38 protein-coding genes are annotated in these 21,978 nt (G+C 70.5%); 4 read left to right on the top strand and 34 right to left on the bottom strand.

The genetic code is table 11. From position 1 onward, the window contains the following. Nucleotides 1-29 precede the first annotated feature (29 nt). Nucleotides 30-746 carry a hypothetical protein gene (locus ABIC70_RS24585; protein WP_354441655.1) on the top strand — a complete coding sequence of 239 codons (717 nt, stop codon included), beginning with the start codon at nt 30-32 and terminating at the stop codon, nt 744-746. Here the strand turns inward: ABIC70_RS24585 and ABIC70_RS24580 are convergent, their stop codons facing one another. Both ABIC70_RS24580 and ABIC70_RS24575 read right to left on the bottom strand, forming a co-directional pair. Next, complete coding sequence (locus ABIC70_RS24580) at nt 747-1,334, bottom strand: histidine phosphatase family protein (protein WP_043357706.1); 588 nt, start codon at nt 1,332-1,334, stop codon at nt 747-749. Nucleotides 1,335-1,378: 44 nt separating this feature from the next. After that, nucleotides 1,379-1,774, bottom strand: a complete 396-nt coding sequence (locus tag ABIC70_RS24575; RefSeq protein ID WP_043384907.1) for a VOC family protein — start codon at nt 1,772-1,774, stop codon at nt 1,379-1,381. A gap of 427 nt (nt 1,775-2,201) precedes the next feature. Between ABIC70_RS24575 and ABIC70_RS24570 the strand changes: the two genes are divergently transcribed. Beyond that, complete coding sequence (locus tag ABIC70_RS24570) at nt 2,202-3,893, top strand: methyl-accepting chemotaxis protein (RefSeq protein WP_179696644.1); 1,692 nt, start codon at nt 2,202-2,204, stop codon at nt 3,891-3,893. A gap of 7 nt (nt 3,894-3,900) precedes the next feature. On the opposite strand, the gene recF is transcribed toward ABIC70_RS24570, so the two are convergent. Both recF and dnaN read right to left on the bottom strand, forming a co-directional pair. After that, nucleotides 3,901-5,055, bottom strand: a complete 1,155-nt coding sequence (gene recF, locus ABIC70_RS24565; protein WP_051045120.1) for a DNA replication/repair protein RecF — start codon at nt 5,053-5,055, stop codon at nt 3,901-3,903. A gap of 209 nt (nt 5,056-5,264) precedes the next feature. Further along, entirely contained in the window at nt 5,265-6,386 is a 1,122-nt protein-coding gene (gene dnaN / locus ABIC70_RS24560) for a DNA polymerase III subunit beta (RefSeq protein WP_043384901.1), read from the bottom strand. A 225-nt stretch (nt 6,387-6,611) separates the two neighbouring features. Here dnaN and ABIC70_RS24555 point away from each other — a divergent pair, with 225 nt between their 5' ends. Further along, a complete protein-coding gene (locus ABIC70_RS24555) occupies nt 6,612-7,916 on the top strand; it encodes an MFS transporter (protein ID WP_051044800.1) in 1,305 nt (434 codons plus the stop codon). 51 nt (nt 7,917-7,967) lie between these two features. Here ABIC70_RS24555 and ABIC70_RS24550 read toward each other — a convergent pair whose 3' ends face one another. The 28 genes from ABIC70_RS24550 to ABIC70_RS24415 all read right to left on the bottom strand — a co-directional run bounded on the left by ABIC70_RS24550 (nt 7,968) and on the right by ABIC70_RS24415 (nt 20,299). Next, entirely contained in the window at nt 7,968-8,204 is a 237-nt protein-coding gene (locus tag ABIC70_RS24550) for a hypothetical protein (protein WP_354441651.1), read from the bottom strand. A gap of 193 nt (nt 8,205-8,397) precedes the next feature. Then, nucleotides 8,398-9,609, bottom strand: coding sequence for a hypothetical protein (locus tag ABIC70_RS24545; RefSeq protein WP_078947319.1), 1,212 nt, complete (start codon nt 9,607-9,609; stop codon nt 8,398-8,400). Between the two features lie 199 nt (nt 9,610-9,808). Further along, nucleotides 9,809-11,020: a site-specific integrase gene (locus tag ABIC70_RS24540; protein WP_354441649.1), complete on the bottom strand. Its 1,212-nt coding sequence runs from the start codon at nt 11,018-11,020 to the stop codon at nt 9,809-9,811. Continuing rightward, complete coding sequence (locus tag ABIC70_RS24535) at nt 10,987-11,304, bottom strand: hypothetical protein (RefSeq protein WP_354441647.1); 318 nt, start codon at nt 11,302-11,304, stop codon at nt 10,987-10,989. Before ABIC70_RS24535 ends, ABIC70_RS24540 begins: the two co-directional genes overlap by 34 nt. 2 nt (nt 11,305-11,306) lie before the next feature. Beyond that, nucleotides 11,307-11,696, bottom strand: a complete 390-nt coding sequence (locus tag ABIC70_RS24530) for a hypothetical protein (protein WP_354441645.1) — start codon at nt 11,694-11,696, stop codon at nt 11,307-11,309. After that, complete coding sequence (locus ABIC70_RS24525) at nt 11,693-11,965, bottom strand: hypothetical protein (RefSeq protein ID WP_354441643.1); 273 nt, start codon at nt 11,963-11,965, stop codon at nt 11,693-11,695. The genes ABIC70_RS24530 and ABIC70_RS24525 overlap by 4 nt, the downstream gene beginning before the upstream one ends. Before the next feature lie 3 nt (nt 11,966-11,968). Further along, complete coding sequence (locus tag ABIC70_RS24520) at nt 11,969-12,178, bottom strand: hypothetical protein (protein ID WP_354441641.1); 210 nt, start codon at nt 12,176-12,178, stop codon at nt 11,969-11,971. Continuing rightward, a complete protein-coding gene (locus ABIC70_RS24515) occupies nt 12,165-12,500 on the bottom strand; it encodes a hypothetical protein (protein WP_354441639.1) in 336 nt (111 codons plus the stop codon). Before ABIC70_RS24515 ends, ABIC70_RS24520 begins: the two co-directional genes overlap by 14 nt. Next, a complete protein-coding gene (locus ABIC70_RS24510) occupies nt 12,497-12,871 on the bottom strand; it encodes a hypothetical protein (protein ID WP_354441637.1) in 375 nt (124 codons plus the stop codon). Before ABIC70_RS24510 ends, ABIC70_RS24515 begins: the two co-directional genes overlap by 4 nt. After that, nucleotides 12,868-13,149, bottom strand: a complete 282-nt coding sequence (locus ABIC70_RS24505) for a hypothetical protein (protein ID WP_354441635.1) — start codon at nt 13,147-13,149, stop codon at nt 12,868-12,870. The genes ABIC70_RS24510 and ABIC70_RS24505 overlap by 4 nt, the downstream gene beginning before the upstream one ends. 2 nt (nt 13,150-13,151) lie before the next feature. Beyond that, on the bottom strand, nt 13,152-13,427 hold the full coding sequence (locus ABIC70_RS24500; RefSeq protein ID WP_354441633.1) for a DUF2312 domain-containing protein: 276 nt from the start codon (nt 13,425-13,427) through the stop codon (nt 13,152-13,154). After that, nucleotides 13,424-14,110: a DUF7168 domain-containing protein gene (locus ABIC70_RS24495; RefSeq protein ID WP_354441631.1), complete on the bottom strand. Its 687-nt coding sequence runs from the start codon at nt 14,108-14,110 to the stop codon at nt 13,424-13,426. Before ABIC70_RS24495 ends, ABIC70_RS24500 begins: the two co-directional genes overlap by 4 nt. Further along, the gene (locus ABIC70_RS24490) at nt 14,107-14,460 is read right to left on the bottom strand and encodes a hypothetical protein (protein ID WP_354441629.1); all 354 of its coding nucleotides are present in this window, start codon (nt 14,458-14,460) and stop codon (nt 14,107-14,109) included. The genes ABIC70_RS24495 and ABIC70_RS24490 overlap by 4 nt, the downstream gene beginning before the upstream one ends. Beyond that, nucleotides 14,457-15,116, bottom strand: a complete 660-nt coding sequence (locus tag ABIC70_RS24485; RefSeq protein ID WP_354441627.1) for a hypothetical protein — start codon at nt 15,114-15,116, stop codon at nt 14,457-14,459. The genes ABIC70_RS24490 and ABIC70_RS24485 overlap by 4 nt, the downstream gene beginning before the upstream one ends. Further along, nucleotides 15,113-15,295, bottom strand: coding sequence for a hypothetical protein (locus tag ABIC70_RS24480; RefSeq protein WP_354441625.1), 183 nt, complete (start codon nt 15,293-15,295; stop codon nt 15,113-15,115). Before ABIC70_RS24480 ends, ABIC70_RS24485 begins: the two co-directional genes overlap by 4 nt. Continuing rightward, nucleotides 15,292-15,798 carry a hypothetical protein gene (locus tag ABIC70_RS24475; protein ID WP_354441623.1) on the bottom strand — a complete coding sequence of 169 codons (507 nt, stop codon included), beginning with the start codon at nt 15,796-15,798 and terminating at the stop codon, nt 15,292-15,294. Before ABIC70_RS24475 ends, ABIC70_RS24480 begins: the two co-directional genes overlap by 4 nt. Continuing rightward, nucleotides 15,795-16,118 carry a helix-turn-helix domain-containing protein gene (locus ABIC70_RS24470; protein WP_354441621.1) on the bottom strand — a complete coding sequence of 108 codons (324 nt, stop codon included), beginning with the start codon at nt 16,116-16,118 and terminating at the stop codon, nt 15,795-15,797. The genes ABIC70_RS24475 and ABIC70_RS24470 overlap by 4 nt, the downstream gene beginning before the upstream one ends. Next, entirely contained in the window at nt 16,118-16,402 is a 285-nt protein-coding gene (locus ABIC70_RS24465) for a hypothetical protein (protein ID WP_354441619.1), read from the bottom strand. The genes ABIC70_RS24470 and ABIC70_RS24465 overlap by 1 nt, the downstream gene beginning before the upstream one ends. A gap of 8 nt (nt 16,403-16,410) precedes the next feature. Next, nucleotides 16,411-16,635, bottom strand: a complete 225-nt coding sequence (locus tag ABIC70_RS24460; RefSeq protein ID WP_354441617.1) for a hypothetical protein — start codon at nt 16,633-16,635, stop codon at nt 16,411-16,413. Next, entirely contained in the window at nt 16,635-17,012 is a 378-nt protein-coding gene (locus tag ABIC70_RS24455) for a hypothetical protein (RefSeq protein WP_354441615.1), read from the bottom strand. The genes ABIC70_RS24460 and ABIC70_RS24455 overlap by 1 nt, the downstream gene beginning before the upstream one ends. Continuing rightward, nucleotides 17,009-17,299 (bottom strand): hypothetical protein, encoded by a 291-nt coding sequence (locus ABIC70_RS24450; RefSeq protein WP_354441613.1) that lies wholly within the window; start codon nt 17,297-17,299, stop codon nt 17,009-17,011. Before ABIC70_RS24450 ends, ABIC70_RS24455 begins: the two co-directional genes overlap by 4 nt. Continuing rightward, nucleotides 17,296-17,739 carry a hypothetical protein gene (locus ABIC70_RS24445; RefSeq protein WP_354441611.1) on the bottom strand — a complete coding sequence of 148 codons (444 nt, stop codon included), beginning with the start codon at nt 17,737-17,739 and terminating at the stop codon, nt 17,296-17,298. The genes ABIC70_RS24450 and ABIC70_RS24445 overlap by 4 nt, the downstream gene beginning before the upstream one ends. Next, a complete protein-coding gene (locus ABIC70_RS24440; RefSeq protein ID WP_354441609.1) occupies nt 17,736-18,107 on the bottom strand; it encodes a hypothetical protein in 372 nt (123 codons plus the stop codon). Before ABIC70_RS24440 ends, ABIC70_RS24445 begins: the two co-directional genes overlap by 4 nt. Next, the gene (locus ABIC70_RS24435; protein WP_354441607.1) at nt 18,104-18,367 is read right to left on the bottom strand and encodes a hypothetical protein; all 264 of its coding nucleotides are present in this window, start codon (nt 18,365-18,367) and stop codon (nt 18,104-18,106) included. Before ABIC70_RS24435 ends, ABIC70_RS24440 begins: the two co-directional genes overlap by 4 nt. A gap of 40 nt (nt 18,368-18,407) precedes the next feature. Continuing rightward, complete coding sequence (locus ABIC70_RS24430; RefSeq protein WP_354441605.1) at nt 18,408-18,782, bottom strand: hypothetical protein; 375 nt, start codon at nt 18,780-18,782, stop codon at nt 18,408-18,410. A 1-nt stretch (nt 18,783) separates the two neighbouring features. Further along, nucleotides 18,784-19,266: a hypothetical protein gene (locus ABIC70_RS24425; RefSeq protein ID WP_354441603.1), complete on the bottom strand. Its 483-nt coding sequence runs from the start codon at nt 19,264-19,266 to the stop codon at nt 18,784-18,786. A gap of 275 nt (nt 19,267-19,541) precedes the next feature. Continuing rightward, nucleotides 19,542-19,886: an XkdD/Y8K6 family phage-associated protein gene (locus tag ABIC70_RS24420; protein WP_354441601.1), complete on the bottom strand. Its 345-nt coding sequence runs from the start codon at nt 19,884-19,886 to the stop codon at nt 19,542-19,544. Further along, complete coding sequence (locus tag ABIC70_RS24415; protein WP_354441599.1) at nt 19,883-20,299, bottom strand: HNH endonuclease; 417 nt, start codon at nt 20,297-20,299, stop codon at nt 19,883-19,885. The genes ABIC70_RS24420 and ABIC70_RS24415 overlap by 4 nt, the downstream gene beginning before the upstream one ends. 184 nt (nt 20,300-20,483) lie before the next feature. On the opposite strand from ABIC70_RS24415, the gene ABIC70_RS24410 reads away from it, so the two are divergent. After that, nucleotides 20,484-20,750, top strand: a complete 267-nt coding sequence (locus ABIC70_RS24410) for a hypothetical protein (RefSeq protein WP_354441597.1) — start codon at nt 20,484-20,486, stop codon at nt 20,748-20,750. A gap of 2 nt (nt 20,751-20,752) precedes the next feature. Here the strand turns inward: ABIC70_RS24410 and ABIC70_RS24405 are convergent, their stop codons facing one another. Both ABIC70_RS24405 and ABIC70_RS24400 read right to left on the bottom strand, forming a co-directional pair. After that, nucleotides 20,753-21,100, bottom strand: a complete 348-nt coding sequence (locus ABIC70_RS24405; RefSeq protein WP_354441595.1) for a hypothetical protein — start codon at nt 21,098-21,100, stop codon at nt 20,753-20,755. A gap of 23 nt (nt 21,101-21,123) precedes the next feature. After that, nucleotides 21,124-21,963, bottom strand: a complete 840-nt coding sequence (locus tag ABIC70_RS24400; RefSeq protein ID WP_354441593.1) for a helix-turn-helix domain-containing protein — start codon at nt 21,961-21,963, stop codon at nt 21,124-21,126. Nucleotides 21,964-21,978: the final 15 nt, after the last annotated feature.

The following is a 21,978-nucleotide window of genomic DNA, read 5'->3' as shown; positions in this document are numbered from 1 at the left end:
GCTGTGCACCCGAGACGGAGCGCGCGCTGATGCATCCCGATTTCGAGACGATCCTGAACTGGCGTCTGCTCGCCGGATCGCATCCCTTCCCCGGCCCGGACGGCGGGACCTGCATCAACGAGGCCGCGATCGTGGCCGCGGGCCTGCCCTACCGGGCGATCCGCTCCAGCGCCGATTGCCCGCCCTGCTTCTCCAGGCCGGTCGCCGCCTACGCCCTCGGGCTCAACGACACCATGCCGGACGAGGCGCGCCCCCAGCTGATGGCCTTCGTGCTGCGGCTGTCGGGCAGCGCCGACGCTCCGGAGATCGAGGCCGCCCGCACCCGGACGCTGGCGCTGGAGAGTGTCCGCCGCATCCTGGCGCCGCTCTGCGCCGTCGCCGGCATGGTCGAGGACGCGAAGGCCTGCATCGGCGCGCCGGACTGGCCCGCGGCCCTGGCGGCGGCGAACGCGGCCGCGTGGCGGGGCGGGGCGCGTTCGCAGGCGGCGGCCGAGGCGCGGCGCTGGCGCGAGGGCGCGCTCACCGCGGCGGTGTCCCGCACCGCGACGGCGGCACAACGCGCGGGCACGGATGCACGCTGCGCCGCGGAGGTGGCCGAAGGCGCCGCGCCCTTCGTGGCCGGGACCTGGAGCCAGGCCTGCGCGATCCTCGACGAGGCGCTTGCCGTCGGCCGACAGGCTCCGGAGATCGCGCTCGTCGGCGCCCGTCAGCGCATGGACGCCGCGCGGACCGGGGCGCTGGCCTGATCAGGCCGCCGCGGGCGCCGCATCGAGATCCAGCTCGATGGAGCCGCAATTCTCCAGGAACGTGCCGGTGAGGTGGTAGAAGAACGTACCGTGCCCGACCACCGCGATGGTGGCTTCCGGCCGGGCCCGCAGCCAGTCGCGGAACGCCGCGACCCGGGCGTCGAACAGGGGACGCGGCTCCACCGGGTAGCCGCCGACCTCGCAGCCCGGCTCCGCATGCCACCAGACCTCCGGCAGGTGCCCGACATCGAGGTGCGGAAACTCCGCGGCGATCTCCGAGGCCGCCCGGCCGACGTCGCAGCTGCTCTCCTGGCATTCCCGGTGCAGCACCTCGACGAGGACGCGCGGCCGGCGCGGATGGTCGCCGAACAGGATCGCGGCGGTCTCGATCGCCCGGGTCAGGGGCGAGACCACCACCAGATCGAAGGGGACCGACCGGAGCCGGTCCCGCGCGGCCCGGGCCTGGGCGTGGCCCAGCTCGGTCAGGCGCGCGTCGAGGAGGCCGGGATCGCCGCCCCCATGCCTGTGCGCGGCGTTGAACGTGGATTGCCCGTGGCGGATGCAGACGATGCGGGTCTTGTCCTGCATGGATCTCGGATGCGTGTCGGGGAGGGCGGGGTGCACGGGACCGGTCAGAGGAAGCGGCCGCCGCGCTGGATGACCTCGATCTTGTAGCCGTCCGGATCGGTGGCGAAGAAGAACCGCGCCAGCACGTCATCCCCGTGTTTGAGCGTCTTGACGTCGGTGGCCGTGAAGCCTTCGCGCCGGTGCCGGGCGTGCTCGGCCTCCACGTCGTCGACCACGAAGGCGATGTGCCCGTAGCCGTCGCCGAGATCGTAGGGCTTGTCGCGGCCCTTGTTCACCGTGAGCTCCAGCTCGAACGGCGAGGCCGGATCCCGCATGTAGACGAGGGTGAAGTCCGGGAAGTCGAACCGGTCGGAGACCTCCAGGCCGAAGGCGCGGGCATAGTAGTCGCGCGCGCGCTCCTCCTCGAGGACGCGGATCATGGCGTGGACGGGCTTGGACATATGCTGTGGGTTCCGTGAGCGGGCGGGCGGCGCGCCGGGCCTCCTATGTGGCGCCCGACCCACGTGCCGAAAAGGGCCGGCCCCGACTGCAGATCCGCGGCCCCGATGGTGTCCGGCGCCGCACCCTCGGAGGGTCGGCGTCACCGGAGGTGGGGAAACCGGCAGGACATCGTCCGGGCTTTTCGACCGCAGGTTCTCATGATCGGCCAGCCAATTCGCTTTGAATTTGTCTTTCGCGAGGTTCTATTCGGTCAAAGATTAGTGATATTCGACCACATCGCTGTCGAGAAAGTTTATATCTCATGTCTTCCGCCTTTATATCTTGGTAAGATCGCCATATTAATAGATTTTTTACATCTGTTGCTTACAATTGCTCTAGGATCGAATCTTTCACAGACCAACCAGACCGATCGGGTGCACGACCGCCATGTTACGCTTGTCCAACATCAAGGTTCTGCCGAAACTGGTGGCCGTGATTACCCTGATCGTGACGATCGTCGGCGGATGCATCTGGTATGCACAGTCACAGATGACCAAGATCGACGACGGGTACAGCCACTTCATCGTCAACGAGGCGGCCGCCGTCGCCGAGGCGCGTCGGCTCAACCGCCTGATGATCGAGCTCAATTACTACGTGTACCGGGTCATAGCGGAGACCGAGCCGTCCCAGATGCAGAATGCCAACAAGGGCTTCGAGGCCGTCCTGCCTGAGGTGAAGACACTGCTGCCGGTCTTCCGGTCGCACGCACCGAGCTTCGCGGCGCGCATCGACGAGCAGGCGGCACGCATGGAGCGCTACATCCGGGACGTCAGCGAGGTTCGCCGGCTCGGCACCTCCAACCAGAACGACCAAGCCATCGCGCTGGTCCACTCGGCGATCGACCCGGTCTTCTCCGGCATGCTCGCGGACGGCAACAAGCTCGCCGAAGACATCAGCGCTTACATGGCGAAGGGCTCGGACGACCTGACCGACCAGACCAACGACACCCGCCGCGCCCTGATGACCGTCAGCGCCCTCGGGCTGCTCGCCGGACTGATCGCGGCCGTGTTCGTCGCGACGGTCGGCATCACTCGCCCGCTCGATCGTTTGGTCATGGTCCTGCAGCGCATGGCGCAGGGCGAGATCGACGCCGAGATCAAGGAGGCGGCGCGCAAGGACGAGGTCGGCGCCGTCGGCAAGGCGGTGGAGGGCATCAAGGCCATGGTCGCCCGCAAGGCCGCCGAGGAGGCCGAGGTCAAGCGGCTTGCCGACGAGGCCGCGGCCGCCGAGCGCAGGCGCACCATGCTGGAGCTGGCGGACGGGTTCGAGCGGGCGATCGGCAGCATCGTCGGGATGGTCTCGTCCTCGGCCACCGAACTCCAGGCCACCGCCCAGACCATGACGGCCAGCGCCACCGAGACGGCCAGCCAGTCCACCACCGTGGCCGCCGCCGCCGAGGAAGCTTCCGCCAATGTCCAGACCGTGGCGGCCGCCGCGGAGGAACTGGGCTCGTCGGTGCAGGAGATCGGCCGGCAGGTTTCCGGCTCGGCCCAGCTCGCCCAGTCGGCGGTGGGCGAGGCCGATCAGACGCAGCATCTCGTCCAGGCGTTGAGCCAAGCCTCGGCCCGCATCGGCGACATGGTCGGGCTGATCTCGACCATCGCCGGGCAGACCAACCTGCTCGCGCTCAACGCGACGATCGAGGCGGCCCGCGCGGGGGATGCCGGCCGCGGCTTTGCGGTGGTCGCCGCCGAGGTCAAGGAACTCGCCGCCCAGACCGCACGGGCCACCGAGGAGATCAGCCAGCAGATCGGACAGATCCAGGGCGTCACCGGCCAGGCGGTCACGGCCATCGAGACGATCGCCAGCCGCATCCGCGAGATCGACGGGGTGGCCACCACCATCGCGGCGGCCGTCGAGGAGCAGGGTGCGGCGACGCAGGAGATCGTCCGCAACGTCTCCCAGGCCGCGGCCGGAACCGACGAGGTGACCAGCAACATCACCGGCGTCGCCAGAGCCTCCGAGGAAACCGGCGCGGCCGCCGCCCAGGTGCTGGGCGCGGCGGGCGAGCTGTCGCGCCAGTCCGAGCATCTCGGGGCGGAGGTCGCCCGCTTCCTGAGCACGGTGCGGGCGGCCTGAGGCCGCCTCAGGCCCCGATCCGCAACACCTCGGTCCGTGCGCCGGCCTGGGCGAAGGCGTCCGGGTCGGCACCGGTCATCCAGACCTGCCCCGGGAGTGCCTCCAGGGCCTCGAACAGGCCGGCCCGGCGGCGGGGGTCGAGATGGGCCGCAACCTCGTCGAGGAGGATCAGCGGGGCGATGCCGCTCATGGCGCGCACGAGCCGCGCATGGGCGAGGACGAGCCCGATCAGGAGCGCCTTCTGCTCCCCCGTGGACGCCGTGCCCGCGGGCACGTCCTTGGGACCGTGGCGGACCACGAGGTCGCTGCTCTGCGGCCCGATCAGGGTGCGCCCGGCGGCCCGGTCCCGGTGGCGACCGTTGCGCAGGGCGAGGCGGTAGCGGTCCTCCGCCTCGATGGCCGGCCAGACCGCGACGAGATCGTCGAGATCGCCTTCGAGCCGGATGGAGGCCCAGGGGAAGGGCTGCGCGTCGTCCCGGGTCTCGGCGATCAGCCGGTCGAGGCGCTCGGCGGTCTCGCGCCGGGCGAGGGCCACGGCGACGCCCAGCTCGGCGACCTCCCGCTCCACCGCGTCGAGCCAGCGGTCGTCGTCGGGGCGCTCATCCAGCAGGCGGTTGCGCGAGCGCAGGGCCCGCTCCATCGCGGAGACCCGGGCGCCGTGCGCGGCATCGACGGCCAGCACGAGACGGTCGAGGAACCGCCGCCGGTCCCCGGCCGCGCCGCGGAACAGCCCGTCGAGGTCGGGGGTGAGCCAGACCACCCGCAGGAACTCGCTGAACGCCACCGGCGAGGCCGCGGTGGCGCCGTCGATCCGGCAGAGCCGGCTCGTCCGCCCGTCGGGGCCCGGCGGCTCCAGCCCCGTGCCGAGTCGGTGCTCGGAGCCCTCTCGATCGAGGGTGAGGGACACGGCGAAGCCCCCCGGACCGCCGTTGCGCGCCATCGCGGCGAATTCCGCCCGGCGCAGGCCCCTTCCCGGCACGAACAGCGAGATCGCCTCGAGCAGGTTGGTCTTGCCCGCGCCGTTCTCCCCGACCAGCGCCACGAACCGCGCCCCGGGGGTGAGCTCGAGATCGGCGTGGTTGCGGAAATCACGGGCGATCAGGCGTGTGACGCGCAGATCCGACCCGTTGGGCTCGACCCGCGGATCGAGGACATCGCTCATCGGGGAACCCGGAGGTCGAGCCGCACCGCGCTCAACCGTCCCTTCTTGTCTGACATCCCATCCAACTACCGCATCCCGAGGTGCCCGCGTCGGCGGGCCTCGAAGGAGTGCTCCAGAACCCGTGTCGCCATCTGAAGACCTCCTGCGAGGCCTCCGCTACGCTCCGGCACCTCAGGACGAGGGCAGGACCAGGACGTGCCGCGGCAGACTCACACCCGCATCGGCATCAGCACGTACAGCGCCGGCGCGCCCTCGCGATCCTGGATCAGGGTCGGGGAGCCCGGGTCGGCGAGCTTGAACAGGGCGGTGTCGCCCTCGAGCTGTGCGGTGATGTCGAGCAGGTAGCGGGCGTTGAAGCCGATATCGAGGTTGGCGGCCTCGTAGTCGACATCGAGCTCCTCGGTGGCGCTGCCCGAATCCGGGTTGTTCACCGAGAGCGCGAGGCGCCCCTCGGCGAGCCCGAGCTTCACCGCGCGCCCGCGCTCCGACGAGATCGTCGAGACCCGGTCCACCGCCTTGGCGAAGGCGTCGCGCTCCACGGTCAGCCGCTTGTCGTTGTTGGCCGGGATCACCCGCTGGTAATCCGGGAAGGTGCCGTCGATCAGCTTGGAGATGAGGGTCAGGCCACCCGCGAAGCGCAGGCGGATCTTGGCGGGCGACAGGTCGACCGCGACGGTCTCGCCGCCGTCGTCGAGGAGCTTCTGGATCTCGGCGACCGCCTTGCGGGGCACGATCACGCCGGGCATGCCGACACTGCCCTGCGGGGCCGGGATCTCGACGCGGGCGAGCCGGTGGCCGTCGGTGGCCACGGCCCGCATCACGGGTCCGCCCTCGGTCTCCAGCGTGTGCAGGTAGATGCCGTTGAGGTAGTAGCGGGTCTCCTCGGTGGAGATCGCGAACTGGGTCTTCTCGATCAGCCGCTTCAGGTCGGCGGCGGCGATCTCGAAGCCGTGCGGCATCTCGCCGGCGGCGAGATCCGGGAAGTCGCCCTCCGGCAGGGCGCCGAGGGCGAAGCGCGAGCGTCCGGACCGGATCGTCATCTGGCCGGACTCGCCGCCGGTCTCCAGGGAGACCTGCGCGCCGTCGGGGAGCTTGCGCACGATGTCGTAGATCACGTGCGCCGGCACCGTGGTGGCGCCGGCATCCGCCACGTCGGCCGGCACGCTCTCGGTCACCTCGATGTCGAGATCCGTCGCCCGCAGCTGGAGCCCCGAGCCTTCCGCCCGCAGGAGCACGTTCGACAGGATCGGGATCGTGTTGCGGCGCTCGACGACCCGGTGCACGTGGCCGAGCGACCTGAGTAGGGCCGCGCGCTCGACAGTGACTCTCATCGCAATACTCAAGTGATGTGGACGGCGCCGCGGCCGGCAGCCGTCGTGGAATATGGCCGTTCAGCTTGGCGAACGGGACCGGGGAACGCAAGGCCGCCGCTGGTGCGCCGCACAGCGACCTCCGCGCCCATGTCGGGTGCCCATGCCGAAACCGGGGTATCCGCTCGCGCCGCCCCGTGCGAAAGCGCCGCAACCGACCCGGATTCCTCCTCTCCCATCCCGATCATGTTGCAGACCATCGACACCGCGGGCTCGACGCACGCCACGCCGAGCGCCGGCCGGATTCTCGCCGCGAGTTTCGTCGGCACCGCCATCGAGTTCTTCGACTTCTACATCTACGCCACCGCCACCGCCCTCGTGATCGGGCCAGTCTTCTTCCCCGCCGGCGCCCCGGGCGTGCAGCAGCTCAGCGCCTTCGCGACCTTCGCGATCGCGTTCCTCGCGCGGCCGGTGGGCGCGGCCCTGTTCGGGCATTTCGGCGACCGCGTCGGCCGCAAGGCGACCCTGGTGGCCTCCCTGTTGATCATGGGCCTCTCCACGGTCCTGATCGGCTGCCTGCCGACCTATGCGGTCGCGGGCTGGTGGGCGCCGGCGGCGCTCTGCATCCTGCGCTGCGGCCAGGGCATCGGGTTCGGCGGCGAGTGGGGCGGCGCCGCCCTGCTGGCGGTCGAGAACGCGCCGCCGGGCCGGCGCGCGTGGTACGGCATCTTTCCGCAGCTCGGCGCGCCGGTCGGCTTCATCCTGGCCAATCTTGGCTTCCTCGCCCTCAGCTTCGGCCTGTCCCCCGAAAGCTTCCAGGCCTGGGGCTGGCGTCTGCCGTTCCTGGCCTCGGCCGTCCTGGTCGGAGTGGGGCTCTACGTCCGTCTGAAGCTGACCGAGACGCCGGCCTTCAAGGCGGCGCTCAGCGAGGCGCGGCCGGAGCGCGTACCCTTCGCCACCATGCTGACCCAGCATGGGCGCGCCGTCCTGGTCGGCACCTTCGCGATGGTGGCGGTCTACGCGGTGTTCTACCTCTCCACCGTATTCGCCCTTGGCTTCGGCACCGGCACCCTCGGGTACAGTCGGCCGACCTTCCTGCTGTTCGAGTGCATCGCGGTCTGCTTCATGGCGCTCGGCACCGTGGTGTCGGGTGCCGCGGCCGACCGCTTCGGACGCAGGCCGGTGCTGCTCTCCGGCATGGCCGTGACGTTCCTGCTGGGCTTCCTCATGGGGCCGATGCTGGGCCACGCCGCCGGCAGCGGCACGTGGCCGCCCGTCCTGGGCTTCCTCTGCCTCAGCCTCCTGACGATGGGCTGGGTGTTCGGGCCGATGGGCGCCGTGCTGCCCGAACTGTTCCCGACGCGGGTGCGCTACACCGGCGCCTCGGTCACCTACAATCTCGCGGGGATCCTGGGCGCCTCGGGCGCGCCCTACATCGCGCAGGAACTCGCGGCCTATGGCGGGATCGGATTCGTCGGGTTCTATCTGTCGGGCGCCGCGATCCTCAGCTTCCTGGCCGTCCTCGCGATGCCGGAAACCGCCGATCGCTGACCGGTCACGCCGCCGCGGAGACTCCGCCGCGCGGTCCGGCCGAGGCCGGCCTCAGGGCGCCGGACGATCGGCGCCCCCCTGCACGACCGGCTCGAAGCGCCCGAGAAACCGGGTCCGCTCCCACAGCTCGATCGGGTTGCGCTGAACCATCGCCCGGGCGCGGCGGCGCGCCTGCGTGTCGTCCTCGGCGGACAGGATCTCGGCCGCGCGGACGCGCCCGGCCCGGTCGAGCCTGAATGTCCGGTACGCGCGGCTCCGGTGAGCCGTTTCAGCATCCAGCGCGAGCATTGCGATCTCCTCGGAGGCCGAGCGTCCGGGAAGACGGTTAACCAAACGTCAATCGCCGCGTCTGCCGCCCTCGAAAACCGGCTGGGAAAGTTCGGTCGGAACCGTGCCGGGCGGCGCCGAGACCGACGGATCGTTACGTCGGCCTGCGACCTGCGACCCCGGCCGCGCGACGGCTCGGCCGAAACGGGTACGTTCAGCTCCTTTTGTCGAGGGGACGACCCAGGAGGCGCGCGAACTCGGCCTCGATCTCCTCCACGGAGAACGGATTGCCGGCAGACTTCGCTTCGGGCGGCGCGGAAGAAGGCGGCGGCGGGACGGGGGCGGCCTTGGGCATCGCCGGCGGCAGCACGGGTTTGGGCGGGACCGGCGCCGGCGGCGGCGGGGCCTCCTGCGGAACAACCGGCGGCGGCACCGGCGGCGATACCGAAGGCGACACCGGATCAAGCGGCGCGCTCGCCATCGCGGCGGCGAGCGGATCGACGCCCTCCGGCACGGCGGGCGATGGCACGGGCGGCGGCGGCGTCACGGCCGAAGACGACCGAGACAGGGCGGCCTGGAGCTGCCGCGCCATGTCGGACAGGACCCCCGGATCGACGGACTTGCGCTCGGACGGGACCGCGAGGCTCGGCGCCGGACGGGCGGGCTCCGCCTCGACCGCGGACCCGTCGGGTTTGCGCTCGGAGGCTGGGCCGGGCCGCGGCTCGACCAGCGGCGGCGCGGTCCGGCTGAGGATCCGCCGCGGCGTCGTCGGCTCGCGCGCCGGCGGCGCGGGCAGTTCCACCGGCGGCGGCACCAGCAGGTCGGGTGAGGGCGGGGGCGGGGCGGCCGTCAGCGGGGCGGAAACATCCTGACCGGGCTCGTCGCCGCCGAGCAACGCCGCATCGAGGGGCAGCGTGATGGGCGGGGCGGCGGCGGAGCGCGGGACCGGCGGCGGCACGACCACCGGCATCTCGAAGCCCGGATCGAACAGCGGTTCCGCGCGGCGCCCGCCGGATTCGGGCAGGACCCGGGGCGGTTCGGGAAGGCGACCGCCCTGGACGAGGGGATCCGGGAGCGGCTCGTCCAGCGGCTCGGAGGCCGACTCCGGCCGGATGGACGCTTCGGGCAACGGCCGCTGGCCGCGCTGGATGTTGCGCTCGACCACGACGTCGTTGGGGCCGCCCACGAGCAGCAGGTGCTCGACATTGTCCCGGCGCAGCAGGATCAGCTGCCGGGCGCGGTCGAGTTCGTACACGTCGACGATCCCCAGCCGCGGCTGGCGCCCACGGCCTCCGGAACGCCCCGGCAGCGCCAGGCTCCGGCCGGTGAGCCGACGCACCGTGAACACGATGGCCGCGAGCGCCGTGAAGATGACGGCGAAGATCACGATGTACTGGATGATAGGGGAGCCGTCAGAGCCGAACACGGATTGTAGCCATCGCAAGGTTACGCACTCGCAGGTTCCGACCGCCGCGGGTGCGCGCCGGCACGGACTTGTCCATACCACGCCGGGGGGGCGGCAAGGCAAACGACGTTAAGAGTTCGTTAACAGATAGTTTTGATTAGCGTTGTCAACGCAATAGGTTGTGGGTAGCGTTCCGAGCACGTTCCCAGGAACGTTCCTTTCATGTCCCGCCGCCGTCCGAGCCCCGCTTCCCCAACCTTGCTGTGGCGAACCGGCGATGTGCCTCGAGGCGCTCTCGGTCGTAGACCTCGGCCGTGATCCGGCTGTTGGTGTGACCGGCGACCTTCGCGGCATCATCGTTCACGGCGCCCCCGCGTCGGCCCTCGGTAATCGCCGAGGCGCGAAGATCGCGGCTCCAGAGCTCCGGCGGCAGGCCGGCCAGCTCGCGCACCCGCCGCCAGGATCTCCTGAAGTCGTGGTCGATCCAGGGGAGCCCCGAACGCTCGCTGACGATCATCGGACCGGTCCGCGCCTCTACCGGGACTCGGGCGATCTCCTCAAGGACCATCGGACACAGGTTGAGGTCGATCAGGACCTCGGCGCCGCTCGACCCGCGCGTCTTCGAGGGCGTGTAGCGCAGCAGACCGTCCTCGCCGACGTGCCGCCATTCGAGGCCGGCCCACTTCCGGTCTCCGTCCACAACGGAGCAGAGCATCGGGTCCTTGAGCGGGTACCACTGGCCGGTGACGTCCCACTGGCGCAGCGCCGTCTCGAACTGGATCGCGTAAGCGAGGGCCAGCGACGGGCGCTTGATCGCGTGCGCGGCCTTCATCGCCCGGCGCACCTGGTCGGCAGTGGCCACCAGCGTCCGGGCACGTGGCCCGGGCAGGCGCAGCTCGCGGATATCGTCCCGCAGGGCGCGGCACTCGCTGTGGCCGGCGACGATGCAGAAGGTGAGGGCGGCCTTCAGGATCGCAAGCCGCATGTGGCCGGCCGCCGGCCGCGCGCCGCCGGCGCTCCAGCCCGCGTGCCATCGCTTCACGTGCAGCGCCGTCAGCGTGTCGAGGCGGAGATCTCCGATCTCGGCATCGAGGAGCCGCAGGTACGTGACGTAGGGGTGACGCGTCCCGGGCTTTAGGCCGTGGAACGGCGACTCCTCGTGCACTTGGTAGAGGCGCAAGACGCTGCCGATCGTGCCATCGAAGGCGTTGCGGTTGCGGCGCAGGCCGTCGAGCCACGCGAGCATATCGGTCTGCAGGCGCTGGCAGGCGTCGACGAGCAGCTCGGGCGAGGCGATCAGGTGCGAGAGCGGCACCGTGCCCGAGGGATAGCCGCGGCGCAGGGCCTCAGGGGAGGGGATCCAGTACGCCGCCCAGCCCTCGCTGCGCGGCCGGAACTTCAGACCCGGGGCCTTGATCTGCGGCCTGTCCATGTCGCCTCTTCCTCGCGCCGCCCTGAGTCGGTTGGCGCACGCCCCGCAGGACCATACTGCCGATCGTAGAAGGCCCGAACGGCCGGGACGTACCGCTTGCCGTAGAGCTTCGCCGGGGCGGGGAAGCCGCAGGCCTCCAGGCTCGCCACGCTCGCGCACCACGCGCGCTTGTCCGCCTCGTCCGGTCCAACGACGGCCTCGGCGATGTCCTTGTCGGCCGCGAACAGCGGCAGATCGTCGAAGGTGAGGGCAGGGCGGCCGGGCTTCGAGCGGGGCTTGGTCACCGTCAGGCCCTCCACGCCCGGCCGGCTGCCCGGCGCATCTCTTCCTCCGCCGGCAGAATGGGCTCGGCCGGCGCCTCTGGATCGCCGAGGCTGAGGGAAGGCGCCGACGCCGCGACGGCCGCTCCAGTGCGCGCGTCCGCGACCCGCGCGAGGACGTCGGGCCAGTTGCGCCGGTCGGCCCACTGCGCCCAGACGTTCTGCGCGGCGTCGTGGAAGGCCTCCGCCTCGTCCCGCAGCTGCTCGGACCGCCGGAGCAGCGACTTCGCCTCGCGGGTCAGCATGCTGGCACGAATATGCAGGTCGACAGCGCGCTTCGCGCTGCGAGCGGCCGCGTCGCGCATCGCGTCGGCGTAGCCGGCCGCATAGTCGTCGCTTTCCGAAGGACGCGTCACGATCCCGGCCTCCCGAAGCGGAAACCCTCGATCCGGGCGATCTCATCGCGCAGCTGGGCGAGCCTCTCCGCCTGTAGCTGACGCGCGTAGTTCTCCGCCGCCCAGCGCTGGCGGTGCCACTGGCGTCCCTCGCCGGTGAGGCAGTAACCGAACGCGCCATAGTGGATGGTATCACCCACGACCTTGCCCCAGACCTCTAGGATCTCGCCGGCGAACAGCGGGTCGGGGGTGAGGTAGACGTGCACGAGGGGCTCGGGATCTTCGGACACGACTCACGCCTCCGGGATCTGTAGGTGCGGGAAAGTGCGCTCGGTCGCGTCGCCGGCGGCCGCCAGGATCGCCCGGGCGTAGGCGCGAGCCTCTTCGCACGTGAGGTCGAGCGCCACCGTGAGATCGCGGTCCGGGACGTGGAGCCCGATCTGGACGCCGCCAGCGATGGGACGGGCGGCAAGCCCCCAAGCGGATGCGTCAGTGGTGCGCAAAGCTGGCTCCATGCGCCACGGCCCGCTCACCGTCCGGGCAGACCTTGTTGATCGCCTCAGCGAGCGTCGCGTCCCGGCCTTTCACCCGTTTGATCAGGACGTCCAGGTCCGTGTTGCAGACATCCTTATCGGCGACCCAGATCTGCGAGCCGCGGATGTTCATGTCGTCGAGGTCGAGGACGAACATCCAGAAATGGATGCCCTCAATCTTCTGTGAGAGCTCTCCGAGAACCCTGAGTGCGCCAGGGTTGCCTTCAATGAGGGGCAGGATCGGGTCGCCCATGCGGTACCGCTTCCGCTGTGTCGCGAGGCGTTCGGTCATGCGGGCTCTCTCCGGTGACCGTAGCTGGCCATCAGCGCATCGAAGGCGCGATCGCGTGCGCCGGCGGCGCGGCGGTAGGCGCGCTGAGCGACCTCGTAGGCCTTTCGCGCAGCTTCACGGTCAGCCTGAAGCTTGGACCAGGCGCGTTGGCTCATCGTGCTGGGGTCCATCGCGCGCATGAGCGGATAGTAGGCGTCGCCGGCGGCCTCCCGGCGTTCCGAGGCGACCTTCGCGCGCCGCTCCAGCACGTCGTAGCGGGCGCTCCAGAGGTCAGCAGGGCGCAGGCAGTAGACCGGTCGAGCCTGGAGGAGCTGCAGCAGCTCGTCGCGGTCGAGATCAGACAGAGCGATCGGAGGAGGCGCGGCCTTCACAGGGGCGCCTCCCCGAGACGATCCCCGTAGGCTTCACGGACGTGGTCGACCGTCTCGTTCCGCAGCCGCAGGACGTCCTGTGCCATGGTTTCGAGGCGCTCTTCCACGTAACCGTCGACGTCGCTCCAGAGGCAGCATGCCTCACGGAGTGCGAGTTCGGCCTTGGCCAGCAGACGGTCCGTCGTGCGTGCGAGCGCAGCCGTGGTCGCCGGTGAGGCGATGCTTCGGGCGATTTCCGGTTGCGGATCCGGGAGCTTGTGCGTGTCCTTGCGGGCCATCGCTACGCCATCCCCAGCGCTTGCATGTACAGCTCGAGGATCGCCTCCTGTTCCTGGCGCTCGCTGTGGTCCTGCTTGCGAACGCGCAGGATCGTGCGAACGGCCTTCGCGTCGAAGCCCCGGCCCTTCAGCTCAGCGAACACCTCCTTGATGTCGCCCATGATGCCGGCCTTCTCCTCCTCGAGACGCTCCAGGCGCTCGATGAAGGCCTTCAGCTCGTCGGCCGCGACGCCCTCGGCGGCGGAGACGTCGCCCGATGTGGACAGGCCCGCAGTCATGATGCCCTCTCGATGAGACCGGCCGGCGCCGTGCCGGCGTTGGCGACGCCGCGGTCGAGGCGGGCGCGATCGCCGGCGCGATGGCCGGCCCAGGCAGCGTCCTGGAACCGCGGGTCACGCGCAGATCGCCCGCACTCCCGGGTGTCGGGGAAGCGCGCATCCAGGACGCGCTGCGCGGCCGCGAGTGCGGTCGGATCGCGCGACTCGCGGAACAGCGCGGTCAGCCGTTGGCGCAGCCGCAGGACCATCGCGTCGGTAAAGTCGGTCGTGGCCGCCCGCCGGGTGCGCAGGTTGCGTCGGCGACGGTAGAACTCGCCCGCCTGGAAGCGCTTCACCTCGGCTTCGACCGAGCGGACGCACAGGTCGCGCAGGTAGGCCGCAACCTCCGGGCCCGGCGCCCGGCCGATGAACAGGAACTGGCGGTTCCACTGCCAGATCGCGGCCGTGTTGGTGACGGCCGCGATCGTGTTGACCAGATCCCAACGCCAGTTCGGCCGCGACGAGGCCTCGGCCGCCGTCGACTCCGTCATCACCAGCTCGTCCTCCGACATGCCGTGCTCCCGCATCAGCCGCGCAGCGACCTCGGCCGCGGCCATCGCTTCAGCTTCCGTGCAGCCGGCGCCCGTCGTCTTGGCGCGCAGGGCGGCTATCTTCGCCTTTAGGCGATCGGAAGCGGCGGTCATGCGGATGCAGCCTCGGTGACCACGGGCGCCGACCAGGTGGGCCGCTCTGCTGCCTGACGCCGGGCGAAGGCGGCCCGAATATCCGGGACGCGCTGCAGGGCAAGCTTCGCTGCGAGCCGTCCGGGCGGGTTGTGCCGTAGCCCCGTCGGCTGGCCCTGCATTAGAGCGCGGGCCGGGTCCCGGAAGGCGTGCACCTGGACCTCGGTGAAGCCCGCCTGAAAGAGGTGGACGTTGGTGCAGGCCTCTTCGGGGCCGGACAGGCGCTCCTCAATCACCCGCACCATGCGGATGACGTGGGCGAGCGCGTCCGGCGCGTTGCGGGCGGCATGGATCATGGACGGCGACGTCATGGGCGGGCCTCCTGAGGCTGCGGGGTGGATCGACGGGCCCGGTCCGGCCGGGCGGCCTTGAGCTTCCGGGCCTTCTTCGGTGTGGCCGCGGCGACCTCCTGCGGAGTCGGGGCACGCCAGGTCTGCGACCACTCGGGGCCGAACAGGCCATCATTGCCCGGCACGATCAGGCGCAGTGCGATCGCGCGCTCGGCGACGGCCGTGCGGATCCGGCGGCCGGACGGCGCGAGGCGGTAGCCACGCGCGCCATCGTCGCTGACGGTCACCACCAGGACGGCGCCGGCGGCGAGATCCGCGAGCAGCTGAAGCACCGACTTGGCAGTCCGCTTCTTCGGCAGGACGACGATCGCCGGCTCGGCCGCGACCGGCCGGGGCGCCTCGGGCTCGCCGGCACCGTTCCACTCGGCGTCCGTGGCAGTCCAGGCGCGGCGGCGCGCCTCAGCGCGCGCCTGCAGGTCGACCTCGGCGATCCACGCCTCGATCCGGGCGGCGACGTCGCGCCCGACCGGGACGAGGTACGTCCAGGGCTCGGCCGCGGCCTGCAGACGCGGGAACGACTTGCGCAGGCCGACCACGAGCCAGAACTGGCGCGGCAGGCTCACGAGGAAGCCGCCGGCGACGTCTGCGACGCCGATTGGGACCGGGCCGGGCTTCACGATGCCACCTTGCGAGCCTGACCTCGGGCATTGTCGTCGGCAGCGGCTTCGGCCACGGCTTTCCGCGCCGCGTGCCGCCGCAGGCGCTCGTCCAACACCGGGATCAGGATGATCGCGACGACGATCGAGAGGACGAGGAGGCCCATGGCGATGGCGAGCGGGGCGGAGCGGCCGGTCATCGTCCGGCTTCCTCCAAGAGCACGGCCGCACGCTCGGCCAGGTCCGGGCGAAAGTGCGCGAGGCGCAGCTGCAGCGGTTCGCGGCCGCCATCGGGCCCGGGGCCGGACAGCGTGTGCAGCGGCTCGTCGAGGATCGCAGCCAGGAGGTCAGCGAGGCGTTCCAGGAGCGGAGCGGCCGCGCTGGCGACGACGCGCGGTGTCGCGTCAGCGGGATCCAGGGTTTCTCTGAGGCTTGCGAGCAGCTCGGGCGGAACGGGCGCGGATACGCCGGCGTCCAGCGCCGCGATCCGGCAGACCTCGGCCAGCCGCACGTCGAGGCCGATCTGCCGATCGCCGGCCGTCGCGCCCCACCAGGCGAGCTCGCCCGACTTGTTGTCGGTCCAAGGGGCGATCGTGCAGACGACGGCGCCCTCGACCACGAGCTCGATCACCGACTCGTCGGCGGCGATCCGCCATGAACCGGTGCGGGCGGCCGAGGCCACGAGCTGCAGGCCCGGCTTCATCGCGCTGCGTCCTGGGTGAGGCGGATCCGCGCTAACAGCGGGATCTCGGCGCGACGCAGCTTCGCGGCGTAGGCGGCGGTGCCGCGCGGGTAGAGGCGGCGCTGCTGGGCGCCGACGTACTGGTTCGCGCGGGCCACGGCCTTGTGGCAGGGCAGATCGCGCACCCACCTCCAGACAGTGGGCTTGCTCACGTCGAGCGCGGTCATGATCGCCGCCTCGGTGGCGCCGGCCGCGCGCATCGCCCGCGCCTTGTCGCGCAAGGCGGCATAGCTCTCGCCGGACACCGGGTGGTGCAGGCGCTCGCGCGACGGCCAGGCCATCAGCGCAGCTCCCCGGCCGCAGTCGCAGCGGGCGCCGACGACAGGTCGACGATCGCCTCGGCGGTGTTCGCCAGGGCGACACGCTGGTTGCGCGGCATGCGGAAGAAGGCGGCGGCGACGCGGGCGCCCTCGGGATCGAGGAGCAACGCAGCGACATGCACGCTGGGGCTCTGCTCGGCGTCGGTCGGCTCGCGGCGGGGCGCGATGAAGTGCTCGACGGGGACGTGGAGCGTCGCGGCGATCTGGGCGAGCAGGGTCGCGGAAGCGGAAGGGGCGGCGTTCATCGGGCACATCAGGGCTGACTGGGGGCGGCGGTCGGGGCCGGCTCGGCGTAGGCGAGCGCGTCGGGCGGGCAGTCCTGGATCGGGAGCTGCCCCTCGAACTTCACGCGCACGCCCCGGCAGCCGGGCACGGGCTGCTGGATGCGGCCGCGGCGGCCGGTGGCGATCTCGACGACCCACAGGCCGATGGCGCAGGGCGCGCCGGGGTGGGTCTGTTTGACCAGGTCGTAGGCCATCACAGCCGCTCCGGAGCCGTGGCCGGCGGCGGCGCGGTGATGTCGAGGCGACGCTGCCGTCCGGACATCCGGGCCAGCAGGTAGCTAATCTCCTGCAGCGTCTCCGGGCCTAGCCCGGCCTTGCCGGAGTCGAGCAGCCGGTTGGACTCGCGCAGGAAGGCGAGCAACATCACGTCGGCGTCGCCGAACGGGTGATACGGATGCCGGCACGGGATCACCGCCACAGACGGCCCGACGTCCGGATCCGGCGCGCCGAACGCCTGAATGACCGGCCCGTACTCGCCGCGCGGGAAGGCGATGGTGGCGTGCATCGTCTGACCGGGCGCCCGCGGATCGCTGCGGGCGAAGGTGCCGAGGAAGGCGGTCGGGCGGTTCACGACAGGACCGCCCAGAGGTAGACGCCGCCTCCGCACAGAACCGCGAGAGACGCCGCCGTGAGCAGGTGGCCGGCCGCCAGGACCCAGGGGCGGTCGGACTCGGCGACCCGGACCATCGCCGGGACGAGGCCCATGGCTTCAGACAGGTGGGCGTCGATGTCCTCGGCCAGGAAGTCCGGGCGGAGGGCCGCGGCCGCGAGGCCGGGGCTGGAGCGGGTGACGGGATCGAGGCGGGCCAGACGGCGCGCCATCGGGATGGTGGTGGCGACGAGGGTACGCTGGATCACGACTGGGTCTCCGGGGTTGAGGCGGGGGACGGGGGAGCGGACGGGACGGCGGCCGCGAGGACCTCGGTGAGGCTGGCGGCCCGGTCCGGAGCACACCGCCACGCGGCGGTGCAGTTGCCGGCGGCGGCGAACGCGATGTCGACGTTGGCGTCGCCCGGCGTCCAAGCGAGGATGGCGATCGCATCGGCGCCGAGGTCGAGGCGCAGGGCCTGGGCGTCGGCGGCGTTGAGAGACCCGGCCTTGCGGGGCCGGGGCGGCAAGGCATCGAGAGCGGCCAGGATCGCCCGGACCTTCGAGAGACCGGTGTCCAGCGCCTCGTCGTCCCGGAGGCGATCACCCAGGCCGTCGATGTCGGCCTGCGGCCAGCCCTGGGCGCGCCAGAGCGCTTCGAGGGCGGCGCGCTCGCGCGGGTCGGGGATGAGGTCGATCCGGCGGGTCACGCGCGCGCTCCCCTCAGGCAGTCGGGAAGCGGAGCCTCGGGCGCGTCCTCACCGCTGTCGCACTCGTGCGACAGGAGGCCGATCAAGAGGCCGAGGTAGTAGGCAGCCTGCGGCTCGGTCGCGAACTCGTCCGGGATCTGAGCCTTGGCCCACTCGCCGAGTTCCGACAGGTCATTGGCTTTCTGCGCCGAGCTGACGGCAGGGCGACGGCCGCCAAGACCGGAGCGGGTCGGCCAACCGGCGATTGCGTTGCCGGGCCGGCCGGTGCTCGGCCCGCGGAACACCTGCCCGAAGAAGGACTGGAGCGGGTGGTCGAACCCGAGCACGACGTGCCGGTCCGGCCGGTCGAGGAGCAGGTGGCGGCTCACGAGATCACTCCCACGGGCACGGGGTCGTAGGCGGGCAGCTCGGCGTGGTGGAACAGGCGGAGCGCCTGCGGCAGCGGCCGAAGGCGGTAATCGACGACCGCCAGCACGGCGCCGCTCTCGTGAAGCCCGAGCGCCGCGGCACGCTCCCGGAACTGGCGCGCGGCCTCGCCGGCGATCGTCAGGATCCAGTCGTGCTCAGGCGTCCGATCCAGCCAGTCGAGCACGTAGACGAGCTCGCCGGTCTGAGGATCCGGGACCACGTAGCGGTGGGCGAGCGGATGCTCCTTCGCGTGAGGCAGGTCAGGCGGCCTCCGACCGGGCTTCGTGGCGGGCGAGGGTCATCAGCCGTGCGCGCACCGAATTCGGCCGGCGGCCGATCAGCTTGCCGATCGCGCTGTAGCCCTTGCCTTCGGCGGCGAGCGCAAGGAGCTGGGCGTCGTCCTCGGCCGTAAAGCGACGCACGGCATGGTCGCCGCGCTGCACGACCGCAGGGCCGGCCGCGCGTGGCTGGAGCGGCTTGGCATCCGGTAGATCGGCACCGAGCTTCAGGCAGATCCAGTAGGCGGTGGACTCGGAGCAGCCGAAGGACAGCGCGATCTGGCCGTAGCTGCGGCCAGCCTCGCGCATTGCGGCCATGCCCTCGTGCTGCTCGATCGTGAAACGACGTGCGGCCATGTCAGGCAGCCTCCCCGTAGCGGCGATGGGTGCGGGCTCCGTCCTCCAGGACGGCGTCGATCAAGCCGTCCCGCGTGATGGTCTCGACGATGCGGCGGGCGAGCTCGCCAGCGCGGATCCCGCGAGCGGCCGCGGCCAACCGGAGGCCTTCAGCGATCGCCGGCGCGACCCGCAGCTCGGCGCTCTCGATCTCGATCCGGCGGGCGTCGAGGAACAGCTCGCGCTGCTCGGTCGGATCAGCGCGGTGGAAGACGTGCGTCAGGGCGATCCAGCCATGCTCACGCACCAGGACCATCGGGCCCGTCTTGCCGGCGCAGCGCGCGGGCGCCTCGACCTCCGTCGCGACCGGCTGGCCGTCCCGGTACTGGCCGACCCACACCAGGATCGGCGCACCGACCGGGTAGGCGGCGTTGAAGGCGGCCACACGGGCCTGACGAAGCGTCGGGCCGGGCCCGGGCGTGAGGGCGGGCCGCAGGCGGGCCATGTCAGGCCCTCCCCGCGCGGCGCAGGACTTGGCCGCCCGGGCGCCAGGCCTCGAACACGACCTGCCGATGGTCGGCACACCAGACTGCCGGGCGCTTCGGGTGATGCTGGACGGCCGGCTTCCCGCAGAAGCGGTGCTCCGTCCCACGCGAGGAGCACGGGAAGCGGCACTGGCAGGAGCCAAGCTGCTCCAGACGGTACGTGCCGAAGTCCGGTTGGGCCGGGACGACAGGTGCCGGCTCGGGCGCGGGCTGGCGGCGGGCGCGAGCGGCCATGTCAGCGGCCCTCCGCCTTCGCAACGGCAGCCTTGGTGTGCTCGAGGATTACGGCGATCGGCACCTCGGCGACCGCCTCGCCGTTCATGCGAAGCACGACCTTCGTCAGGTCCGTGTCGACGTTGACCGCGTCGATGAGGAATTCGGCGAGGCCGAGCATCCCCTTGAGCTGGACGAGCATCTCGGGCGCCGCGGCCACGAGCGCCCCGTTGGCCGCGGCTTGCGCGCGCGGCCCCATGCCGTGGTGATCGCAGTCGACGACGAGGCGACCCCGCTTGTCGAACACCATCTCGGGACGCGCGCTGTCCTGATGCCAGGGCGCAGGCGAGTGAGCGGGACCGCTCATAGGTCCCTCACGTCGATCGAGCCGAAGCGGGAGCGGACCGTGCCGGTGTCCCGGTCGCGGGTGAGACCGTCGAAGCCCTTGCTCACCCGGTCGTAGCGGCCGCCGGCCATCGGCTTGCGGGGCGCCCGCAGGCGATGGTGCGCGTCGTAGGCGCGGCGGGTGTCGGCAATAGCGGTCTGATCAGCGACCGTCTTCGCCCGATCGCAGTCCTTGCAGAGCACCTGACAATTGCTCAGGTCCGGTCGGCCGCCGTGGAAGTCCGTAACGACGTGGTCGAAGACGTACTGGCTGGCCTGGAGCACCGCCTCGCAGCGAAGGCCGGTCGGAAGCACGCCCTCGCACTGCCCCTCGGCGCGCGCGAGAGCGGCCTTGCGGACCTCTGTCGGGAAATTGGTACGGCGGCGGGCGGCCACGGGCGACTCCATCGCGATTGGCGATGGCAGGTATGGTATGCTGTAAATCTACCGCGTCAACCGTTTCCGCTGTAAAAATACCTCGAATGATATCCACACTCGTCCACAGCTGCGGAAAACTCTGTTCTTGCTTTGTTCGCGTCCGGAGCGTCCGATCGGGTCAACGCAGAGTTTAGGATCGCTTATGGCCCTGAAGCCAATCGTCGCCCACGGTGTGCAGTTGTTTGTCGCCGAGAAGGGCAAGCTTGCCCAAGGCCGCTACCTTGGAGCAAAGGATGCAGCGGACGCCTGCAAGATTGCGGAGGAGAAGGTGCGCAATGGACGCGCTATCGGCGCGGCCGCATTTACACGCACCATCGTGGATCCAGATTTCGACGACGGTTCCGAGCCGACGACGCTGGCGGTCTTTGGTCGTGTACCTTCCGGAATAGCCGATCAACTGCCGTTCTGAACTTACTTCTTCATCATTAAATTCATGCCGCGTTCGGGCCCATAGATCTTGAACGCGGCGAGGCAAAACGTTGTCGTACCGTACTGTCCCACCATTTTCTCGGCTGCGCCGCGCTGTTCTTTGAATTTGGTTGTGTAAGGCTCCTGCGTCAGATCAACCACTGACATCGCAGCAGCAACGGTGCTCTCTTGATCGATTTGATAGTCGGTGCACCATTTCTTCGCCATGGAGATCATCGCGAGGTTCTCGATCGCCGCCTGCTTTTGCTCTTCCGTGACAGCGCGTGCGGGGATTGAGCAGCAAAGACCTGCAACCATGGACATTGCGAAAATGCTCGACGAACGCAGCATCGCTAACAACCTCGAATGTTTTTTTATCGGCGTAGAATTTTTGGCATCGGCCTATATGAGCCGAGTACAATCGCGACGATTTCGACGCTGAGGCCTTTCTCTATGACGTAGCTGAAAACCCGATGCGGAACGTGGATCGGTTCGTCCCAGCGGGGGTCATCGCTATAGGCGCGCAGCTCGACGAACTGGTTTTCGCCTTCGTGGTAGGCCTTGGCCGTTCGCTCGCGGAGTTGGCCGCCGTCCCGGACCTTCTCGACGATCACGAGATCTCCGTTCACGGGAAGGCGGCCGCTCTGGCGAATGTCGAGGCAGTGAAGCGTGTCACCGTCAGCGGCATAGAGGTTGAGCGACGTCCCTCGCACCACGAGGCCGTACTGCGCTTCTCGACGCCACCGCGGATCGGGCGTGATCGGAGCCGGCTCGAAGCGCGACTCGTCAATGTGCTGTTCGACCTCCAGCCATCGGCCGGCCGCGACCTCCCCCAGGACCGGCATCAGATCCCCGGCACGCAGCGCCGTTTCCTCCATCGCGAGCCTGAGAGCATCGTCGACGCGGGCGTACCCATTGGCTTCTGGGGTTTCGGGGCCCTCCGCGTTCACCAGCCAGTTCACCGTCGTCCCCAGGACAGCGGCGAGCTTGTGGAGATTCTCCGAGCGCGGCGACTTGGATTTCCCGTTGAGGATGTTCGTCGCGAACGCGCTGCTGAGCTTCGCATCGAGCGACGCCTGACGGGCGCTCATCCCGAGAGCGTCGAGGCGCTGTTGCACGCGTTGGGGAAGGCCGGCCTGGGTCACGCGGTAATTTAACTGCACGGAACGCCAACCCCCAGCTGTATGTTTACCGTTGACTCGTGCGGTAAACATACAGCATCGTTCGAC

It is taken from the genome of Methylobacterium sp. 1973 (assembly GCF_040545035.1).
Taxonomy (GTDB): Bacteria; Pseudomonadota; Alphaproteobacteria; order Rhizobiales; family Beijerinckiaceae; genus Methylobacterium; species Methylobacterium fujisawaense.
The sequence above is the reverse complement of the archived record's forward strand: the minus strand, read 5'-3'. Positions and strand labels throughout refer to the sequence as shown.

Bases quoted from the DNA above. Each gene is read 5' to 3' on its own strand.
- ABIC70_RS24465 (WP_354441619.1), bottom strand. From the start codon at position 16,402: ATGAACGCCGCCCCTTCCGCTTCCGCGACCCTGCTCGCCCAGATCGCC.
- ABIC70_RS24480 (WP_354441625.1), bottom strand. From the start codon at position 15,295: ATGACCGGCCGCTCCGCCCCGCTCGCCATCGCCATGGGCCTCCTCGTC.
- ABIC70_RS24515 (WP_354441639.1), bottom strand. From the start codon at position 12,500: ATGACCGAACGCCTCGCGACACAGCGGAAGCGGTACCGCATGGGCGAC.
- ABIC70_RS24405 (WP_354441595.1), bottom strand. From the start codon at position 21,100: ATGCTGCGTTCGTCGAGCATTTTCGCAATGTCCATGGTTGCAGGTCTT.
- ABIC70_RS24580 (WP_043357706.1), bottom strand. From the start codon at position 1,334: ATGCAGGACAAGACCCGCATCGTCTGCATCCGCCACGGGCAATCCACG.
- ABIC70_RS24585 (WP_354441655.1), top strand. From the start codon at position 30: ATGCATCCCGATTTCGAGACGATCCTGAACTGGCGTCTGCTCGCCGGA.
- ABIC70_RS24500 (WP_354441633.1), bottom strand. From the start codon at position 13,427: ATGACTGCGGGCCTGTCCACATCGGGCGACGTCTCCGCCGCCGAGGGC.
- ABIC70_RS24430 (WP_354441605.1), bottom strand. From the start codon at position 18,782: ATGGCCGCACGTCGTTTCACGATCGAGCAGCACGAGGGCATGGCCGCA.
- recF (WP_051045120.1), bottom strand. From the start codon at position 5,055: ATGAGCGATGTCCTCGATCCGCGGGTCGAGCCCAACGGGTCGGATCTG.
- ABIC70_RS24420 (WP_354441601.1), bottom strand. From the start codon at position 19,886: ATGAGCGGTCCCGCTCACTCGCCTGCGCCCTGGCATCAGGACAGCGCG.
- ABIC70_RS24425 (WP_354441603.1), bottom strand. From the start codon at position 19,266: ATGGCCCGCCTGCGGCCCGCCCTCACGCCCGGGCCCGGCCCGACGCTT.
- ABIC70_RS24475 (WP_354441623.1), bottom strand. From the start codon at position 15,798: ATGAAGCCGGGCCTGCAGCTCGTGGCCTCGGCCGCCCGCACCGGTTCA.
- ABIC70_RS24495 (WP_354441631.1), bottom strand. From the start codon at position 14,110: ATGACCGCCGCTTCCGATCGCCTAAAGGCGAAGATAGCCGCCCTGCGC.
- ABIC70_RS24460 (WP_354441617.1), bottom strand. From the start codon at position 16,635: ATGGCCTACGACCTGGTCAAACAGACCCACCCCGGCGCGCCCTGCGCC.
- ABIC70_RS24555 (WP_051044800.1), top strand. From the start codon at position 6,612: ATGTTGCAGACCATCGACACCGCGGGCTCGACGCACGCCACGCCGAGC.
- ABIC70_RS24400 (WP_354441593.1), bottom strand. From the start codon at position 21,963: ATGTTTACCGCACGAGTCAACGGTAAACATACAGCTGGGGGTTGGCGT.
- ABIC70_RS24540 (WP_354441649.1), bottom strand. From the start codon at position 11,020: ATGGACAGGCCGCAGATCAAGGCCCCGGGTCTGAAGTTCCGGCCGCGC.
- ABIC70_RS24550 (WP_354441651.1), bottom strand. From the start codon at position 8,204: ATGCTCGCGCTGGATGCTGAAACGGCTCACCGGAGCCGCGCGTACCGG.
- dnaN (WP_043384901.1), bottom strand. From the start codon at position 6,386: ATGAGAGTCACTGTCGAGCGCGCGGCCCTACTCAGGTCGCTCGGCCAC.
- ABIC70_RS24490 (WP_354441629.1), bottom strand. From the start codon at position 14,460: ATGACGTCGCCGTCCATGATCCATGCCGCCCGCAACGCGCCGGACGCG.
- ABIC70_RS24470 (WP_354441621.1), bottom strand. From the start codon at position 16,118: ATGGCCTGGCCGTCGCGCGAGCGCCTGCACCACCCGGTGTCCGGCGAG.
- ABIC70_RS24570 (WP_179696644.1), top strand. From the start codon at position 2,202: ATGTTACGCTTGTCCAACATCAAGGTTCTGCCGAAACTGGTGGCCGTG.
- ABIC70_RS24410 (WP_354441597.1), top strand. From the start codon at position 20,484: ATGGCCCTGAAGCCAATCGTCGCCCACGGTGTGCAGTTGTTTGTCGCC.
- ABIC70_RS24505 (WP_354441635.1), bottom strand. From the start codon at position 13,149: ATGGCCCGCAAGGACACGCACAAGCTCCCGGATCCGCAACCGGAAATC.
- ABIC70_RS24575 (WP_043384907.1), bottom strand. From the start codon at position 1,774: ATGTCCAAGCCCGTCCACGCCATGATCCGCGTCCTCGAGGAGGAGCGC.